General features: G+C 41.1%; 15 protein-coding genes and 1 other RNA gene. All 16 read right to left on the bottom strand.

The annotated features are described in order from the left end of the window. Positions 1-54 precede the first annotated feature (54 nt). The 16 genes from HT698_RS02945 to HT698_RS02870 all read right to left on the bottom strand — a co-directional run bounded on the left by HT698_RS02945 (position 55) and on the right by HT698_RS02870 (position 17,285). Positions 55-687 carry a response regulator transcription factor gene (locus HT698_RS02945; protein WP_173217968.1) on the bottom strand — a complete coding sequence of 211 codons (633 nt, stop codon included), beginning with the start codon at positions 685-687 and terminating at the stop codon, positions 55-57. A gap of 13 nt (positions 688-700) precedes the next feature. Next, positions 701-1,696, bottom strand: a complete 996-nt coding sequence (locus HT698_RS02940; protein WP_054373750.1) for a sensor histidine kinase — start codon at positions 1,694-1,696, stop codon at positions 701-703. Continuing rightward, positions 1,693-2,391 carry a cell wall-active antibiotics response protein LiaF gene (gene liaF / locus HT698_RS02935; RefSeq protein ID WP_173217970.1) on the bottom strand — a complete coding sequence of 233 codons (699 nt, stop codon included), beginning with the start codon at positions 2,389-2,391 and terminating at the stop codon, positions 1,693-1,695. Before liaF ends, HT698_RS02940 begins: the two co-directional genes overlap by 4 nt. A gap of 77 nt (positions 2,392-2,468) precedes the next feature. Next, positions 2,469-3,479: a type 2 isopentenyl-diphosphate Delta-isomerase gene (gene fni, locus HT698_RS02930; protein WP_054373746.1), complete on the bottom strand. Its 1,011-nt coding sequence runs from the start codon at positions 3,477-3,479 to the stop codon at positions 2,469-2,471. Further along, the gene (locus HT698_RS02925) at positions 3,463-4,470 is read right to left on the bottom strand and encodes a phosphomevalonate kinase (RefSeq protein WP_054373744.1); all 1,008 of its coding nucleotides are present in this window, start codon (positions 4,468-4,470) and stop codon (positions 3,463-3,465) included. The genes fni and HT698_RS02925 overlap by 17 nt, the downstream gene beginning before the upstream one ends. Beyond that, a complete protein-coding gene (gene mvaD, locus HT698_RS02920) occupies positions 4,457-5,410 on the bottom strand; it encodes a diphosphomevalonate decarboxylase (RefSeq protein ID WP_054373741.1) in 954 nt (317 codons plus the stop codon). Before mvaD ends, HT698_RS02925 begins: the two co-directional genes overlap by 14 nt. After that, positions 5,392-6,270: a mevalonate kinase gene (mvk, locus tag HT698_RS02915; RefSeq protein WP_173217972.1), complete on the bottom strand. Its 879-nt coding sequence runs from the start codon at positions 6,268-6,270 to the stop codon at positions 5,392-5,394. Before mvk ends, mvaD begins: the two co-directional genes overlap by 19 nt. 174 nt (positions 6,271-6,444) lie before the next feature. Next, entirely contained in the window at positions 6,445-9,513 is a 3,069-nt protein-coding gene (locus HT698_RS02910; RefSeq protein ID WP_173217974.1) for an SHIRT domain-containing protein, read from the bottom strand. Between the two features lie 376 nt (positions 9,514-9,889). Continuing rightward, positions 9,890-10,978 (bottom strand): choline-binding protein CbpF, encoded by a 1,089-nt coding sequence (gene cbpF, locus HT698_RS02905; RefSeq protein WP_173217976.1) that lies wholly within the window; start codon positions 10,976-10,978, stop codon positions 9,890-9,892. Positions 10,979-11,077: 99 nt separating this feature from the next. Next, positions 11,078-11,767 carry a response regulator transcription factor gene (locus HT698_RS02900; protein WP_033689345.1) on the bottom strand — a complete coding sequence of 230 codons (690 nt, stop codon included), beginning with the start codon at positions 11,765-11,767 and terminating at the stop codon, positions 11,078-11,080. Between the two features lie 11 nt (positions 11,768-11,778). After that, positions 11,779-13,203 (bottom strand): NADP-dependent phosphogluconate dehydrogenase, encoded by a 1,425-nt coding sequence (gene gndA / locus HT698_RS02895; protein WP_173217978.1) that lies wholly within the window; start codon positions 13,201-13,203, stop codon positions 11,779-11,781. 75 nt (positions 13,204-13,278) lie between these two features. Further along, positions 13,279-14,691, bottom strand: a complete 1,413-nt coding sequence (gene mapZ / locus HT698_RS02890) for a mid-cell-anchored protein MapZ (RefSeq protein ID WP_173217980.1) — start codon at positions 14,689-14,691, stop codon at positions 13,279-13,281. Positions 14,692-14,703: 12 nt separating this feature from the next. Then, on the bottom strand, positions 14,704-15,861 hold the full coding sequence (locus tag HT698_RS02885) for a class I SAM-dependent RNA methyltransferase (protein WP_000711397.1): 1,158 nt from the start codon (positions 15,859-15,861) through the stop codon (positions 14,704-14,706). A gap of 84 nt (positions 15,862-15,945) precedes the next feature. After that, an RNA gene (gene rnpB, locus HT698_RS02880) (RNase P RNA component class B) lies at positions 15,946-16,326 on the bottom strand. A 20-nt stretch (positions 16,327-16,346) separates the two neighbouring features. After that, a complete protein-coding gene (gene gpsB / locus HT698_RS02875; RefSeq protein ID WP_173217982.1) occupies positions 16,347-16,688 on the bottom strand; it encodes a cell division regulator GpsB in 342 nt (113 codons plus the stop codon). Positions 16,689-16,757: 69 nt separating this feature from the next. Then, positions 16,758-17,285, bottom strand: coding sequence for a DUF1273 domain-containing protein (locus tag HT698_RS02870; protein WP_173217984.1), 528 nt, complete (start codon positions 17,283-17,285; stop codon positions 16,758-16,760). Between the last annotated feature and the right edge of the window lie 33 nt (positions 17,286-17,318).

The raw sequence follows: 17,318 nt of genomic DNA, 5'->3' as shown, positions 1-17,318 counted from the left end.
CACTTCTTTGATACTCAACGCAATCATTTCCCCAATATTATTCTTATATAACAATTAAAAATCCTCATGCCCCACCAAGTGGTGCTGAAAGGCATAGACCGCTGCCTGGGTACGATCGCTGACTTCCAGCTTGGCTAGGATGTTGGACACATGGGTCTTAACCGTCTTGAGAGAGATAAAAAGTTCATCAGCGATGCGCTGATTTTCGTAGCCCTTGGCAATGAGTTGAAGTACATCTCGCTCACGCGCAGTCAAGTCCTCATGTAGTTCTATGTGATTGCGGTGGTATTCGACCTTCTTGCTAACCTCTTGCTCAATAGCTAACTCGCCAGCAGCCACCTTACGGACAGCATGGAGCAGTTCGTCTGCACTAGAAGTCTTAAGCATATAGCCGCGAGCACCTGCATTTAAGACAGGCATGATTTTTTCATTGTCCAAGTACGAAGTTACAATCAAAATCTTGGCTTCAGGCCATTCTTTGAGGATAGCCAAGGTCGCATCAATTCCATTCATCTCAGGCATGACGATATCCATGACAATGACATCTGGACGTAATTCCAAGGCCAAGTCAATGCCCTGAGATCCGTTGGATGCCTCACCCACAACTTCTACATCGTCTTGGAGGTCAAAGTAGCTTTTCAAGCCCAATCGGACCATTTCATGGTCATCTACTAGTAAAATTTTCATCTTTACTCCTTTATCATTCCTTATCAAGCAGGCGAATACGGATATCAACCGCCAGTCCTTGCTTGGGAGCTGTCAAGAGTTGAACTGTTCCAGCCATATCTTCAACCCTCTCTTTGATATTTCGCAGTCCATAACTCAAGTCGTCTAAGTTCCCTAACTGGAAACCAATCCCATTGTCCACCACCTTCAGCTGTACTTCAAAATCTGTCTGATAGAGATAGACATCCAGACAAGAGGCCTGGGCATGGCGAAGGGTATTGCTAATCAACTCTTGCAGAATACGGAAGATATGCTCCTCGATTTTCTTAGGCAATTTCGTCACATTTTGCTTGAAACTAACCTTGAGATCACTCTTGTCCTCAAGCTCTTTTAAAAGGATTTGAATTCCTTCAACCAGACTCTTCTGCTCCAGCTCAACTGGTCGCAAATGCAAGAGCAAGACCCGTAAATCCTTCTGGGCAGTTTCTACAATAGCTGTGACACTCTGCAACTGGATCTGCATCTTTTCTCTATCCAATTTCAAAGCCTGTTGACTGACACCTGACAAAATCATGTGAGCCGCAAACAACTCCTGACTGACGGTATCGTGCAAATCCCGAGCAATCCGCTTCCGTTCCTTCTCGATGATTTCCTCTTCCTGAGCAAGACTCTGATTTTCTGCTTTTTGAAGAGCTTCTGTCAAAAGATTAAGTTTACCTGACAAGGACTTGAAACTGGCATCCAAATCTGGATCTGCAAGCTGAACCACTTCTTGCCCTGCCAATAAACGCTTGAGATTAGCCTGCATCTTTCTTAGAGAAAGCTCTTCAATACCTCGCCAAAATAGGGCTAAGAGACAGGTCATGGTCATGCTGAATATCAACAACAAAAAGACAAATTTTTCTGTTTTTTCGACATCATGCAAGAAAATAGACCAGTCAAAGTCAAGGATTTCCAGCAAGCTGTGGGAGAAAAATAAGACAAACAGGAAGGAGGTGAGAGCAATGATTACATAGGCTTGTTTTTTCATCCTCTAACCACCTCCACATCGCCAATCATAGTGGTCAAGAAAATCTTGACACTCTTGTTACTCTTGAGATAGTCTCTTGTTTCTTGATGATAGTGTTCATTACGGAGGGCTCGCTTGGGTTGATTGAAAAAAGTCAAATCACCATAGAGACAGTTAACGCTAAGACTGACTTCCACATCTACAGGCACAATGATTTTGGTCGTTCCTACCATCTTTCTGAGGATAATGACATTGTCATGATTGGTTAGAATGACCCTCTCCAGATGAATAGTGTCCTTCCCCATGAAACGAAAGAGATTGATATCATCAAACTGGCAAGTCTGGTAGCTTGAAAAATGATGGAGATTTCCAAACCAACGATTTTTCTCCTTCTTAACCGTTACCACCTCTTCAAAGACCAAATTGGTCTGCTCTTTTTCCTGATTCATCATCGGATAAAGAAGAAAGAGGCTATAGATAACCGCAACAAAAATAGCTAGAATCACAAAGGGATTAAGCATGACGATGAAAAAGAAGAGAATGGTTGCAACCACTAAAAGAAGATTATTGCCCTCTTTACCAGTGTAATAGCGAATCAAAAGCAAAAAGAGGAATAAAATCAGCAGAAAACGCGAAAAATGCTCTGATACCATCAAAATCAGAGCTCCTGTCAGAAGACAGGCTTCGATAAATAAAAAGATTTTAAATTTTCTCATAGGTGCATCCTCTCCCTTCTATTTTATCACAATTCAAAAAAGTCACCTCAGTCTGAGGATGGAAAAAAAGGCGGTGGTTACGCCTTTTTCATCTGATCCTTTGCTTCTTTTAATTTTCCATAAAGAAGATAGTCTACTTTTTGCAGATCTGCTATGGTGACACAATTAAGGGCACACATAATCAAACGCAGATCGTCTTTCCAGCCTTGGACAATGCCAATCACTTCTTCAACTGAATAGGTTTCAACCAATTCCAGAACTGTTCGAGACAGTCCTACAGCCTTGGCACCAAAGACCAAACACTTAATCATATCCAGCGGATTGCGAACACCTCCACTGACCAAGAGTGCAACCTTATCTTTCCATTCTTGGGCATTGAGTAGGGCCTGCATGGTGGACTGGCCCCATTGATTGAGGTAATCACGTTGACCACTGCGACGGTTTTCGATATAGGCAAAGCTGGTACCACCACGACCCGATAGGTCAACGGTTTGAACCCCTAGTTCATAAGCTCTCTCAATTGTCTTCACATCCATTCCAAAGCCCACTTCCTTGAGGACAATAGGAACAGGGATTTGCTTGCTGTAGTCTGCTAAATGCGATTGCCAGCTTCGAAACTTTCTTTCTCCCTCAGGCATAAGCAATTCCTGCATAACATTGACATGCACTTGCAAGAGAACAGGATTCATCTCTTCTACAGTCTGAAGTCCCAACTCAACAGGCTTGTCCAATCCAATATTGGTTCCAAGAAGGAGATTTGGATAGCTAGACTTAACAGAAAATGAGGCATCTGTAGGATCCTTTAGGGCTGCGCTATAAGAGCCCGTTACAAATAAAATACCACAGGTTTCTGCCACCTGAGCTAGTTTTTGATTGATTTCTTTACCTTTTTCACTCCCACCTGTCATGGCATTGATATAAAAAGGAAAGTTCCACTTTCGACCAGCAAATTCTGTCGAAAGATCGATTTCATCCAGGTCGTAAAGAGGCAAGGAAGAATGAATCAACTCCACCTCATCAAAGCTATTATAGGAACTTTTCTGCTCAAGGGCATAGCGGATATGCTCGTCCTTACGATTTGTCGTCATGTCCTATCCTTTCTTGATATAAGAGCTCAATCCCCAGATCGGCCCAGCGATTTTTTAAAGTTTCAGTTGATTGCGCATCAAAACTCAAGGCAATGCCACAGTCACCACCACCCGCACCGCTACTCTTGGCACCAGCCTGCAAATCTTGACTGGCTTCTTTCAGTTGTCTGAGCGAAGGCGTGTAAATATCTGTGCTCAAGCCTTCTAAAAGCTGACTGGCTGTTTCCACCTGCTCGATAATTTTTTCTGCTTCCCCCTGCTCCAAGGCTTCTACTAAAGCAACTACCGTTTCTTTTGAGGAATTTAAAAAATTTTGATTGATATTTTGCTTGATTTGTTGAACCATATGACTCGATACAGCCACTTCCTTGGTCCATCCCACTAGAAAATCACATTCTAATGTTGGTTTCACTTGTGAGATAGAAAAGCCCCAATCACGCTCCAAAACTGTTGCCAAGTTTTCTTCTTCCAACCAGGCAGCCACCTTCTGGCGATCAAATGACTGGTAAAGGACCAAATCCTCTACCACAATACAGGCAAGGTCTCCCATGGAACCATTGTCTCCGCGCTTGAGCAAGACAGCGCTAGCCAACTTGAACAAGAGCTCCTGATTAACCGAAATATCATATAAAGCCAGTAAGGACTTGACAACCAAGACAACGACGCTACCACTAGATCCTAGACCAAACTTTTTCCCTTCTCGTTCCATTTTTCCTCGAATTTCTAGAGAAAAAGGTCGCAAGGTTTGCCCACGATAAACGAGGAAATCTTCCACTAAAGCAATCGTTTCTTGAATCAAGCTGTAGGCAGGATTGGGTGTCAAATCCACTGCGAAATCAAACATATCTGAATAGATACGGTAACTATCAGAAAAAGCAATCTCTCCCCTCATATAGATGGGAATGGCCTTTATCAAGGCTAACTGTCCTGGATTTAAAATAGCATATTCACCTGCCCAATAGAGTTTTCCGCAAGTTTTAACAGCAATCATCTTGGCTCAAATCCTTTGTTTTTGACACAATCAAGCGATAACGCTGACTGAAGATTTCAGATAAATGCTCCAAGTCTTTCTCCTGACAGAGGACCTTGACATTGGGACCAGCATCCATGGTAAAGTAGCAGGCCTCTCCTTGCTCACGAAGCTGGCGGACAAAGTCCATGGCTTCATAGCTTGCATCAGTCAGATAAGAAAAGGCTGGTGATGCTGTTTTGGTCGTAGCATGCATAGCCAGGGCATTTTTCTCCGTTAATTCCCCAACCTTGGCAAAGTCATTTTCCTTAAGGTAAACCAACATATCCTGATAGTCCTTCTCAGACTGACGCACCCAGTCGTCAAAAGTCGTCGAGGTTTCCACACAGAGTTTCATCCCGTCACGGCTAGAAATTGGTTTTTTCTTGTCTTCTAGCACCAACATCATCATAGCTAGTTTCAAGTCTGTCTCGACAGGGTAAATTTCTCCACTATCCTTATCCCAGGCACCTAGCGGTCCATAAAAACTCCGAGAAGAAGAGCCTGAGGCAAACTTAGCCTCCTGTGCCAACTGACTTCTATCCAAGCCAAGCTTGAAATAAGCATTGCAAGCCTTGACCAGGGCGGACAAACCACTAGAGCTTGAAGACAATCCCGCTGCGGTAGGCATATTGTTTTGAGTATCAATACGGACAAAGCCCTCACCAGCTGGACGGTAGCGGTCAATAATCTTACTCATCTTGGCATGCTCAGCCTCGTTTTGTAGCTGACCATTGATATAAAATTCATCAGAAGTCGCATCCGTCGGTAGAGATGACAAAGTCGTCTCCGTATACATATTTTCCAAAGTCAGAGAAATACTGCTAGTAGCAGGCACCATCTCTTTTTCTTTTTTCTTTCCCCAATATTTAATAATAGCAATATTTGCGTAGGAACGTACTGTTACAGGCTCTCGATCCATGTCTGAATAGCTCCTTTCTCTTCTAATCTTTCTGCTAGTTCTTGAGCTTGAGTCAAATTGGTTGCCAAGGCTATGATACAGCCTCCAAGCCCACCACCGCTCATCTTGGCACCCAGAGCACCATGGCTAAGAGCCGTTTCGACTAAAGAATCTGACTCAGGACTACTGACACCAATTTCTTTTAAATGTAAATGTGCTTGACTGAGGATTTGTCCCAGCCCTTCAGCATCTTTTTGTGAAATCGCAACTTCTGCCTGCTGGGTCAATTCTCCCAAGTCATGCAAAAACGGTAGGGCATCTTTCCCCTTATTTTGAACCACTTGGATGGCTTCACGAGTATGGCCATAAACACCTGTATCAGCAATCACCAAATAGGCAGATAAATCCATCTCAAGCTCTGTAAATCCTACATTCTTAATAAATCGAATAGGCTGGTCACTGAGACAGGTCTTGGCATCCAAACCACTCGGATTCATATGGGCAATCATCTCAGCCCGATTAACCAAGATTTCTAGTACATCATGAGGCAGTTCTGCCTGATAATAGTCAAATACAGCACGAATGGCCGCTATGCTGATAGCTGCTGACGAACCCATTCCCCGTTTTTCAGGGATAGCCGAGTCAATCTCACAGCGAATGCAGGCTTCTTTGATATCCAAATACTCAAGCGAAGCATAAACTGCCATGGACAAGGTATCCTCCTCATAGAGACGCCAAGGACTCACTGCAGGAACTACCTTACAAGTTACCTCCACCTCCAAAAGAGGCAGGGAAATGGCAGGATAACCGTAAACGACCGCATGCTCCCCTATTAAAATTATCTTACTATGTGCCTGACCGACACCAACTTTTTTTGTCATGTTTTCCTTTTACTAGACGAAAAGATCGTCTTATTTTTTCATACCAGTATTTATTCTTTCCTATCTATTTTATTATATTTTCACAAAAAAAGCGATTGTTTCCTTCACAATCGCTTTTCCCATTATAAGGATATATTTCCATCATTTTATTATTTAAACGATTTCTAGCAGGTACTATTCTTCTCGTTTTTTAGGAAATACCGTCAAAGCAGCTAGGAGAGATATGCCACCTAGAGCTACCAACCATTCATCTTGTTGACTACCTGTCTGAGGTAGTTCATCCTGCTTGTACACTTCAGTACTTCCTTGATTCCAATTCTCTGAAGGAGTTGGACTTGGTGCCGGACTTGGATTTGGTGCTGGACTTGGACTTGGTGCCGGGCTTGGATTTGGTCCTGGATTTGGTCCTGGGTTTGGATTTGGTCCTGGGTTTGGATTTGGTCTTGGGTTTGGATTTGGTCCTGGGTTTGGATTTGGATTTGGCGTAGGTTCTGGTTCTTCTACATATTTCCAAATCCCCACAAATTGGATATCTGCTTTGTTTATTGTTTCTGTATCTTTTTTATAACCTTTAAATACCCAGCTTCCTTTTCCATCCTTCACATCTGTTTTTGTTGGAGATTCTGCTTTAACTTCCTTTCCGTTAATATACTCATTTTTATCTGTAGGAGTTAATTCGGTAATATTCTTCGGTAATTCTTTCCCTTCAGTCCCACTTTCAAATTTGTAGGTTACACCGTATTTTTTAGCTTCGAATACCCATGTTCCTACAAATTCTACATCTGCTTTATTTACTGCTTTATTTTCAGCATCGTAACTCTTGAATACCCATTTTCCATCATTTGCTGTATCAACATACTCTGTTTTTGTTGGTTGAATTGTTGTTACATTTGATTTATCTACATAACGGTTTTGGTCTGTGGGTTTATAGTTTTCGATTGCTGCTGGTAATGTCTTACCTGGTGTCCCACTTTCAAATTTATAGGTTACACCGTATTTATTAGCCACGAATACCCATGTTCCTACAAACGCTACATCTGCTTTATTTACTTGTTTATTTTCAGCATCGTAGCTCTTGAATACCCATTTTCCATCATTTTCTGCATCTACGTACTCTGTTTTTGTCGGTTGAGTCGCAACTACATTTGCTTTATCTACATAACGGTTTTGGTCTGTTGGTTTATAGCCTTCTATTGCTGCTGGTAATGCTTTACCTTCTGTTCCACTAACGAATTTGTATGTTACACCGTATTTATTAGATTCGAATACCCATGTTCCAATGAACTCCACATCTGCTTTGTTTACTTGTTTTTTAGCTTCATCATAACCTTTGAAGACCCATTTTCCATCGTTTTCTGCATCTATATACTCTGTAGTTGTCGGTTGTGTTGGTGTTACATTCGCTTCATTTTCGTAAGTAGCTGTATCTTTTGGCTTATAGTTTTCGATTACTGCTGGTAATACTTTTCCCTCTGTTCCACTTTGGAATCGGTAGGATACATTATAAAATGTAACATAACCTAGTTCTAAAACGTTAGCTTCTACTTTGTTAATAGGTAAATTTGTAGCTGAATCCAGGCTTAACCAGCCACTACCGATTCTACCTGCACTTGGATGAACATTACCCTCAACAGAACCTGTTACTTTTAGTACTGTATTTCCATTTGTATCTGCTAACTCTTTGGCTTTATCTTGATTAATACGAACAACCATCTGATTGATTTCTTCATCACTCTTATTAGGGAACAAGGCTTTAAGTTCTGTTGATGTAAGAGATCGAAGTATCATATTGCGCATAATTGTTTCAGCAATAGACTTACCTTCATCCGGTTTTACTACACTCTCAGCTATACGCTCATTTCGTTCATTTTCCGGTCTATTACTATCATATCCGTTTAAAGATCTAAGAATCATTCTAAATGTTATATTATGGTTACCTTTAGTTTCAACACCAAATGTGACTCTAGGGTCCGTATTACTAACGATTGAATTAAAGCTATCTTTTGTATTTCCTAAGGCTGTCCCTTCTTTTGAATACACATTTAGGATTTCCTTCGTTCCATCTTCCTTAATTCCAAGAGCATACAATGGTCTCCATGAGTAACCATTAAACTCTGCATATAATTTTTCCGGAACAACTAAATCTTTGTCTAAATTCACATTTAAGTCTACATAGGTGTAAGTTTTTTTCTTTTCATCTAATTTAAAGTTATTATCCTTGTATGTGTTGGATAAAACCGGACCAACATATCCTACATGAGGATTTCTATACACAGTCATCGCTGTAGTTTTATCCATTTCAAACTCAGCTTTTAAAACCACTTCATTCACTTTTGTAGTATCATTATTGTCCGGTTTATACTCATCAATGATACGGCGGGTATTTTTTTCTTTGTCTTTTGTTTCTTTATTTAAATTAGTATTAGGTAATACTTCTTCTGATTCTACATTCGTATCAATATGAACCTTATTATCATTAATGGCAAATTTATTCATTCCACCTATAATCGCAAATCCCATAGAAAATTTATCAGCAGGGAAAGGTGTATCTTGGTCATTTAGACTGGCATAAACACCATATAGCTTAGAATCAGCTGACAAGCCATTCGGAAAGGCTGTAGCTATAGTGTCTTCTGCCGAGAACAGTCTTGCACCATCTGCAATTTTCCCATTTACTGGCGGCATATCAGACCAACCAAGAAAAGTTTTTGCAGCGCCACGGAAAAGACCTGGATTAGATAAGGGACTCCCTAATTTATCTGTAGCATTCTTATATGTATTTTCAGTATCTTTTTTTTCGTGTGATTCACTTGTCCATTGACCAATAAGACTTACTTTACCATCATAATTTGCTGGTTCTGTTGCTCTTTCAAGCCCTCTAGGTTTCTCATTATTATTTCTTGCTTCAACATTATCTTCTGGCTTAATAGGCCCATTTTCTGTTGATGCAGCTGTATTTGTATTTGTATTTTCTATTTCTGTGTCACCAGTATTAGCACCAGAAGTGCCTAGTGTGCTTGTTGTACTTGCTGAACTTGCTGAACCTAGTGTACTTGGTGGGGCTGGTGTGCCTGATACTAGTTCGCCTACTCCTGGTCCATCCGCTTGAACAGTCGCCACACCAGTTGCAAAAAACAACACCGAAGCTACTGCTACACTAGCTACTCCCAAATGATGTTTTCTAATAGAATAGCGTAAAACTTTTTTCCCGTTTTCTTCACATTTTCTTGACTTAAAGTTCATTTTCAACCTCATTTCTTTTTTACAAATGGGTACTTATCCCCCCCCTTAAATATTTAAGTATTTAAAGAAGGTTCGATTTTTAAGCCTAAAATTGTAATTGTTGTGATGCTTTCAAAAAAACACTTGATATTACACTAACATTATATACCTTTTTCTAAAACATGTCATGTAAAACTGGGCAAAAACTCAATTTTGTTAAAAATAAGTAAATAAGTAAATCTTTCCACAATAAACCGCATATTATCAAGGTTTTGCCAATTTTTTGACGCCTGATAATATGCGGTTTTCTGATTTTAAAAACTTTTTATCCAGTATCACTTCGTGAAGCTGCACTCTTACTTAAAATTTATCTCAAATTACAAAATACTACCATTATTTATCGAACCCATTCGCCATTATAGTTGACAGAATAGCCATCTACGGTCGTATTCACTGCCAAAGCACCTGAGATGTAAGCATAGTACCATTTGCCATTGACCTGGAACCAGCCAGTGACCATGGCTCCTGATGAACGGAGATAGTACCACTTGTTACCAAGGTTTTGCCAACCCGTTTTCATATCACCATTTGACTCGTCTAAATAATACCAAGTCGAACCTTCCTGATACCAGCCAGTTGCCATGGAACCTGATGAACGGAGATAGTACCACTTGTTACCAAGGTTTTGCCAACCCGTTTTCATATCACCATTTTCAGCATCTAAATAGTACCAAGTTGAGCCTTCTTGATACCAACCAGTTGCCATGGAACCTGATGAACGGAGGTAGTACCACTTATTGCCTAGATATTGCCAACCAGTTTGCATTGCAGCACTTGTTGGATCCAGATAGTACCATGGAGCCGCTTTAAGCTTCTCTTCATCATATGTAAGAGGAAAATCCTTAGCCCAACCACGTGCTAGCTCCCCAACAGTCAATCTGTTGATGCGAGAATCAAAGCCACCATCCTTCAGTAAATAATACCAGTGCCCCTCATCATAAACCCAACCAGTTTTTAAGGTGTGATAACTACGTTGATCTTCAAAATAATAGACTCGTTTCTCTGCTGGACTATTATATTGTTCCCCATGATGCTTGTTGACATTTGTAGCTGTTTTTGCTTCTAAAACTTGCTTACCAACAAATTCTTGTAGGACCCCATCTTGACCAAAGTAAAACCAATCTGGTCTAAAAGCAATATCTTGCCTTATAGAAGAACCAATCGTAACCCCTTCGTGTGGAGCAGGTATATATTGCCAGCCGACAACCATCTCTCCGGATAAAGGATCAAAATAATAGTATTTTCCATCAATCACTCGCCAGTAGGTTTCTTTGAGTTCCCCCTTCTTGTAGTAGGTTCTACCATTTTCTTGGACAAATTGCCAGCCTTCTGAATCAGCATCATCCGCCAATACTGCACTTGTTGCCAGTAAGCTAAAGAAAAAAACTGCTAATGCAATTTGCATCAATTTTTTTATTATTTTCATTAGACCTATCCTCCATAACTGATTGTAGCAAATACAAAATCGCATGTCAACATATAAAGAACTCATATAAAAAGCAGTTACATAACTGCAACTGCTTTTCTATTCTTGCATGGTGTAACCAACACCACGTACTGTTTTAATGTAGCTTTTTTGACCTTTTACATCAAGCTTGCTACGTAGATAACGGATATAGACATCCACGATATTGGTCTCTGTCGCACTTTCATACTTCCAGACGCTTTCCAACAACTGCTCACGAGTCAAAACTTTCTTGCTTCCCATAAGAGTGGCCAAAAGGTCATACTCACGACGCGTCAGAGCAATCATCTCCTCGCCACGATAAACGGTATGATGTTCTACATCCATACGCAGATTGCGATAAGACGTTGGAACCTTCATCTGACTACAGTGTTGGTCGATGAAGTCTCGACCTCGGAAAATCGCTGAAATACGAGCTACCAGATTCTCAATAATAACTGGCTTATAGATGTAAGAAACGGCAAAACGTTGGATTGTCTCAATCTGATCTTGCAATTCTTCGCGATGGTCCAAGACCATGATGACTGAAGCCGGCTTAGTTCGACTCAGCTTGTCTGCAAAATCCTGGGCCGTCATATCCCCCAGACGAGCATTCAATAAAATCAAGTCATAGTCTGTCTGAAGAGCCATGGAGAGGGCTTTTTGTCCCTCCTCAACCTGATCAACTCGGTATTGCTCTTTTTGGAGTTCCAAACTTAAAAAATGAGCTAGATTTCGTTCTTTCTCAAGTAATAAAATCCGTTTCCCCATGGCAGACCTACTTATTTTTCGTCATACCAAGAGTAGTGGAATGTTCCTTCTTTGTCTTTACGTTGGTAAGTGTGGGCACCAAAGTAGTCACGTTGCGCTTGAATCAAGTTAGCTGGAAGGTCAGCTGAACGGTAGCTATCAAAGTAAGTAATCGCTGCTGAGAAAGTTGGCACTGGCACACCAGCTTGAACAGCAAGAGCTACGATATCACGCACTGCTTGTTGGTACTTAGCAGTAACATCCAAGAAGTACTCATCCAAAAGAAGGTTAGCAAGGTCTGCATCACGGTTGTAAGCATCTGTAATCTTTTGCAAGAAACGAGAACGGATGATACAGCCATCACGCCAGATAGATGCGATGTCTGCAAATGGCAAGTTCCAGTTGTTTTCTTTAGAAGCTACACGCAATTGCGCAAAACCTTGTGCGTATGAAATGATTTTTGAGAAATAAAGGGCTTGACGAATCTTTTCGATCAACTCAGCCTTGTCCCCTTCAAATTTGAAGGCAGCTGGTTTTGGAAGAACCTTGCTAGCATGCACACGTTCTTCCTTGTAAGTAGAGATGTAACGTGCAAATACTGACTCAGTGATGAGTGACAATGGCACACCAAGGTCAAGTGATGATTGGCTAGTCCATTTACCAGTTCCCTTGTTACCTGCAGCATCAAGGATGTAGTCTACGATTGGTCCATCTTGGCCTTCATCGTCTTTACGGCTCAAGATATCAGCTGTGATTTCGATCAAGTAGCTGTCCAATTCACCCTTGTTCCACTCAGTAAAGATTTCAGCCATGTCTTCTGCAGAAAAGCCTAGCAAGTGTTGCATCAAGTCATAGCTTTCTGCGATCAATTGCATATCACCATACTCGATACCATTATGAACCATTTTCACATAGTGACCAGCTCCGTCAGGACCGATGTAAGTCACACATGGTTTGCCATCTTCTGGTGCTTTAGCTGAGATTTCTTCAAGAACATCCGCAACCAATTCATAGGCTTCTTTTTGTCCACCAGGCATGATAGAAGGACCTTCAAGGGCACCTTTTTCACCACCAGAAACCCCAGTACCGATAAAGTTGATACCTGAGTTTGCCAATTCTTCATTACGACGGATGGTATCTTTGTAGAAAGTGTTTCCACCGTCAATCAAGATATCACCCTTGTCAAGGTGTGGAAGAAGGGCTTGAATTGTAGCATCTGTACCAGGTCCAGCTTGAACCATGAGCATGATACGACGAGGTTTTTCGATTGAGTTCACAAAACTTTCCACGTCATAGCTTGGCACAAAGTTCTTTTCAGGATGGCAAGCAATCACATCTTCCGTTTTTTCTTTACTACGGTTGTAAATAGCAACTGTGTAACCACGAGATTCAATATTAAGGGCAAGGTTACGACCCATTACGGCCATACCAACAACACCAAAGTTAGCTTTTGTCATTTGACACTCCTCTTGTTTAATTTGTTTTATTTTATCATTTTTACTTTTGAAAAGAAAGAATTTTGTAACGACTGCTTAGTAGTCCAAGTCATCCGCATGTCCAGAACCATTTCCAACAAAGTATCCAGTCTTACAGTTAAGGGTAAAGAGATAGGTTCCATCTGGCTTGTAGAGGTTGTAATAACCATTGCCGTTAACAATATTGACACGTTCAAGGATATATTGGTCTCCAGTGATATAGCCACGTGAACGTGAAGTCGCTAGAATTTGTTCCAAGACACCATCCGCAAAATCCCAAGCAGAGTTGTTACTATCATCAATAGCAGACTGATTATAGGCAACACGACTAGCACTTCTTTGAACAGCAACCCCTGCACTTGATACGCCCATATTGACTTCGCTACGAGAACTTCTAGTCTCATTTGAGGCAGCATTTGAACTACTTGGGCTTGTCTCACTAGTCGTATTTGAGCTTGCTTGACTTGAACTTGAGCTACTAGTTTGACTTGAACTTGAGCTAGAGCTAGAAGTACTTGTTTGCTGGCTCTTACCAAGGCTGATAGCCTTATCTAGCACTTTATCAAGCTCCGTATTTCCAGTTTTAATATCTGTAAATTTAGCATCCGATTTGGCTTTGGCATTGGTATCCAACACACCATCCACAATAGCTGGTTTTTCAAATTGTGCATTGACATCTTGAATGGCCTTAATTTGCGTTGCTAGACTATCATACTTCGATTTGGCAAGCGTATGTTCACGACTACCTTCCAGCTTATCAAGTAAGGTCTTGAGTTGACTCAGTTTATCAAACTGGCTATTTTTCAAAGCCGTTTTATTGCTATCTGTGTAAAAGGCATCATAAAGTGTATTAAAATCATCCACATCCGATTGATTGGCTGTAGTTGATTGAGAAGTTTCAATTTCCTTGGTCGAGCGATTCACTTGACGATAGACATAATAAGCACTGACACAGATAATCACTGATACAAGCGCCAAAGCGGTCAAAACAAAGCCTTTTTTGCTTTTCTTTTCTGAGTCCTCTTGTTCCAGACGAGAAAGGTTTTGCTCCTCTTCCACTTCTTCAGTCATTTCTGTTGGATTTTCATCCTCTAGCAATAGAGGATCCAAGCCTTGCTCCTCATCGTTCAGAGGCAAGGGTGGTAAGATGTCTTCAGAAGATGGAACTTCCTCCGAAGAAGCTTCTGACTCTTCTACAGCCTCACGCATCTCTTGAATTAAATCATCCAGACTCTGAGTTTCAACTAACTCCTCTTTTTTGTATTGACGAGTCGCAAACTTATCTGCTTCGATTTCATCTTTGTGTTGTTTAACATACTTGTCCAAAATGGAATCCTCAGGCAAGACTCCTGCTTCCACTTCTTCATTTTTACGAATCGCTTGACCAACTGTTAGCTCTTTTGCTTCATCAAAATCAAATTGCGGTTCTTGACCTTCTTTTTTATGACGATTTCGTCTTTTCTTACTCATGAGTATCCCTTTCTATTTTACCTCTTGCCGTTTGACACGCTGACCAAAATATTGATACAGATCCACTTTCAAGGTTCCGTTGTATAACTTACGCTTCTTATCTGCTTGGCTACCATACTTGCTTTCAAAAGCTTCATCACTAGTCAGGATAAATTTGCTCCAAGTTTTCAGTGGTGCAAATACTTGCCCCATCTCAGCATAGAGCTTGGTCACCCCTGCATCATCTGACAAGCGTTCACCATAAGGCGGATTGGAAATAATCACACCATTGATTTTATCGGAACGCAAATCCTGCACGCGCATCTGCTTAAAAGTAATGTCTCCTGCAACACCAGCTGCCTGAGCATTAGCTTTAGCAATTTCCACCATGCGAGCATCAATGTCACAGCCCATGATATCCAGCTCCAGCTCACGGTCTACTTTCTTAGCCGCTTCTGTACGCACTTCCTGAATCAAGCGATCGCTGACCCAGTTCCACTCCTCAAAGGCAAAAGAGCGACGAAGTCCTGGTGCCATCTTTCGAGCAATCATAACTGCCTCAATACAGAAAGTCCCCGAACCACAGGTCGGATCAATCAAAGGCTTGTCTGGATACCAGTTAGAGAGTTGCAAAATAGCTGCCGCCATATTTTCCTTGATAGGAGCGCCACCCTTTTCCGTACGATAACCACGTTTAAAGAGGCTAGACCCTGTCGTATCAATCATGACAGTTGCCACATCTTTGAGAATAGAGACCTCAATCTTAAACTCTGGGCCATTCTCCATCAAAGGAACCCCTTCTGGGCGAGCATAGTGTTTCTGCAATTTCTTGACAACAGCTTTCTTAGAAATAGCCTGAACACTCGGTTCATTGTGAAGTTTAGATTTAACACATTTGGCTTTTGAAATCGGGAACCGAGCTCCAAGTGGTAAATAATTTTCCCAATCTAGGGCGAAAACTCCCTGAAACAGCTCTTCAAAAGTCTTAGCTGGGAACGTTCCTACGATGATTTTGATACGATCTGCTGCCCGAAGCCAAAGGTTGGTTTCGATAATAGCTCTCACGTCTCCTTGAAAACGAACACGACCATTTTCAACCTGACAATCGTAGCCCAACTCTCGCACTTCTCGTCCCACAACAGCTTCAAGACCTGCTGCCACAGTTGCAATTAAATTAAATTCTTTTTTCATGTTACAGTCTTGCAAGACCTTTCTATATGTCCACTTTAAAAAATGAGGTTGAGAAAATTTCTCAGCCCCAACCTATATGCAATTTTCTATAAGCCATGTTTTGTTCCAGAAGTGACTAGGACCACTTCCTTCGATAATCATCTGTCTACCACTAGCAGCTCTAGCTGATAGCAGTCAGAATACTACGTTCGTTTCCGCGTACTCCATGCCCCGACCAAAATTTGGGTTGCTAGCTTGAGGGGTTTACCGCGTTCCACTCTCTCTGTTTCCAGAAAGACTCCGTCACTGTGGCACTTTCAAGCCTACTCTGGCCTATCCAAGGACTTAGCCATTTCAACTGCCGTAACGATTTCTCGTCCCTAGGCTTATGGTTTCGCCTAGCACAAACACTACAGGCATCACAGCCTGTGCTAGCATGGACTTTCCTCATGAGAAGCAACTCTCCTCACGCGATTATCCAAAAATTGCATGTAACAAGACCTGAATTACAAATCAGTATTGTCTAAAATTTGTTTACCGAATACTTCTTTTTCAAGACGATTCAAGCGTTTCAAAATATCAAAATTCGTCATAGAAGATGAAGCTGCCACATCAATTGGTTCTGGGTGACTAGGACTTGGAGCCGAACTCACTTGCGGTTTACGAGTTAATTCTTCCTTCAAATCCGCAATCTCCTGACGAAGTGACTTGACCAAGGCAGCATAGGTTTCATAGTCCTTGATGACATCGTCTAAAAACTCGTCAACTTCTACTTTACTATAGCCACGGACTTCACGTCCAAACTCTTGTTCAAAAATATCTTTCGCTGAAAAAATAATACTTGCCATGTCTCTCTCCATTCTCGCTTGCTAGTATTATTATATAAAAAAAGGCAAACAAAAATCAAGGTCAAAGCTTCAATTTTCGGAAAAATTTTCAGCAAGTTCATTTAATTGATCAAATGTTAATCTCTTTATAAAATAGTCCTCTTGATTTTTCATCTTTTGGTAAAAATAAGCTAGTTTCGTTTCATTTTCTTCATCATAAAAAAGATAGGAACTGTTCGTATTTTCCAGCAAAAACTGCTGGTAATCTCTTAACTGCCCCTTGTGTTCATAGCGAGGATAGGCATATTTGACAAAGTCTACCTGCTTAAAGCGGCTCAGTTTCATCTGATTGCTTTCATTCCAATTTTCCCCATGGGTTTCAAAAGCAAAAATGGTAGCCAACTGGAAACCGTACTCGGTTTTCATCTCCTGAGCAACCTCTAAAACCCAACATTCAAAGCCCAAACTTCCTGTAAATACAAGCCAAGTCACCCCATCTGCTGCCATAGCCTCTAAATCTTTACGTATCGCTTTTTTAATCAGTTTAAGACGAGGATCCTTATCAGAAAATAAACCCAAATCAAAAGCAGAATAGCCTAAAACCAAAGCTGTAGCCATTTTTAACCCTTTCTGTGCAAATTTATGGTATAA

It is taken from the genome of Streptococcus sp. 3109 (genome assembly GCF_013276905.1).
GTDB lineage: Bacteria > Bacillota > Bacilli > Lactobacillales > Streptococcaceae > Streptococcus.
Note: the sequence above shows the minus strand (reverse complement) of the source record. Positions and strands in the feature narration are given on the sequence as shown.

Coding starts and splice junctions, on each gene's coding strand:
- gndA (WP_173217978.1), bottom strand. CDS start 13,203: ATGACAAAAGCTAACTTTGGTGTTGTTGGTATGGCCGTAATGGGTCGT.
- HT698_RS02885 (WP_000711397.1), bottom strand. CDS start 15,861: ATGAAAAAAGAATTTAATTTAATTGCAACTGTGGCAGCAGGTCTTGAA.
- liaF (WP_173217970.1), bottom strand. CDS start 2,391: ATGAGAAAATTTAAAATCTTTTTATTTATCGAAGCCTGTCTTCTGACA.
- fni (WP_054373746.1), bottom strand. CDS start 3,479: ATGACGACAAATCGTAAGGACGAGCATATCCGCTATGCCCTTGAGCAG.
- gpsB (WP_173217982.1), bottom strand. CDS start 16,688: ATGGCAAGTATTATTTTTTCAGCGAAAGATATTTTTGAACAAGAGTTT.
- HT698_RS02925 (WP_054373744.1), bottom strand. CDS start 4,470: ATGATTGCTGTTAAAACTTGCGGAAAACTCTATTGGGCAGGTGAATAT.
- HT698_RS02945 (WP_173217968.1), bottom strand. CDS start 687: ATGAAAATTTTACTAGTAGATGACCATGAAATGGTCCGATTGGGCTTG.
- mvaD (WP_054373741.1), bottom strand. CDS start 5,410: ATGGATCGAGAGCCTGTAACAGTACGTTCCTACGCAAATATTGCTATT.
- HT698_RS02910 (WP_173217974.1), bottom strand. CDS start 9,513: ATGAACTTTAAGTCAAGAAAATGTGAAGAAAACGGGAAAAAAGTTTTA.
- HT698_RS02940 (WP_054373750.1), bottom strand. CDS start 1,696: ATGAAAAAACAAGCCTATGTAATCATTGCTCTCACCTCCTTCCTGTTT.
- cbpF (WP_173217976.1), bottom strand. CDS start 10,978: ATGAAAATAATAAAAAAATTGATGCAAATTGCATTAGCAGTTTTTTTC.
- HT698_RS02900 (WP_033689345.1), bottom strand. CDS start 11,767: ATGGGGAAACGGATTTTATTACTTGAGAAAGAACGAAATCTAGCTCAT.
- mvk (WP_173217972.1), bottom strand. CDS start 6,270: ATGACAAAAAAAGTTGGTGTCGGTCAGGCACATAGTAAGATAATTTTA.
- HT698_RS02870 (WP_173217984.1), bottom strand. CDS start 17,285: ATGGCTACAGCTTTGGTTTTAGGCTATTCTGCTTTTGATTTGGGTTTA.
- mapZ (WP_173217980.1), bottom strand. CDS start 14,691: ATGAGTAAGAAAAGACGAAATCGTCATAAAAAAGAAGGTCAAGAACCG.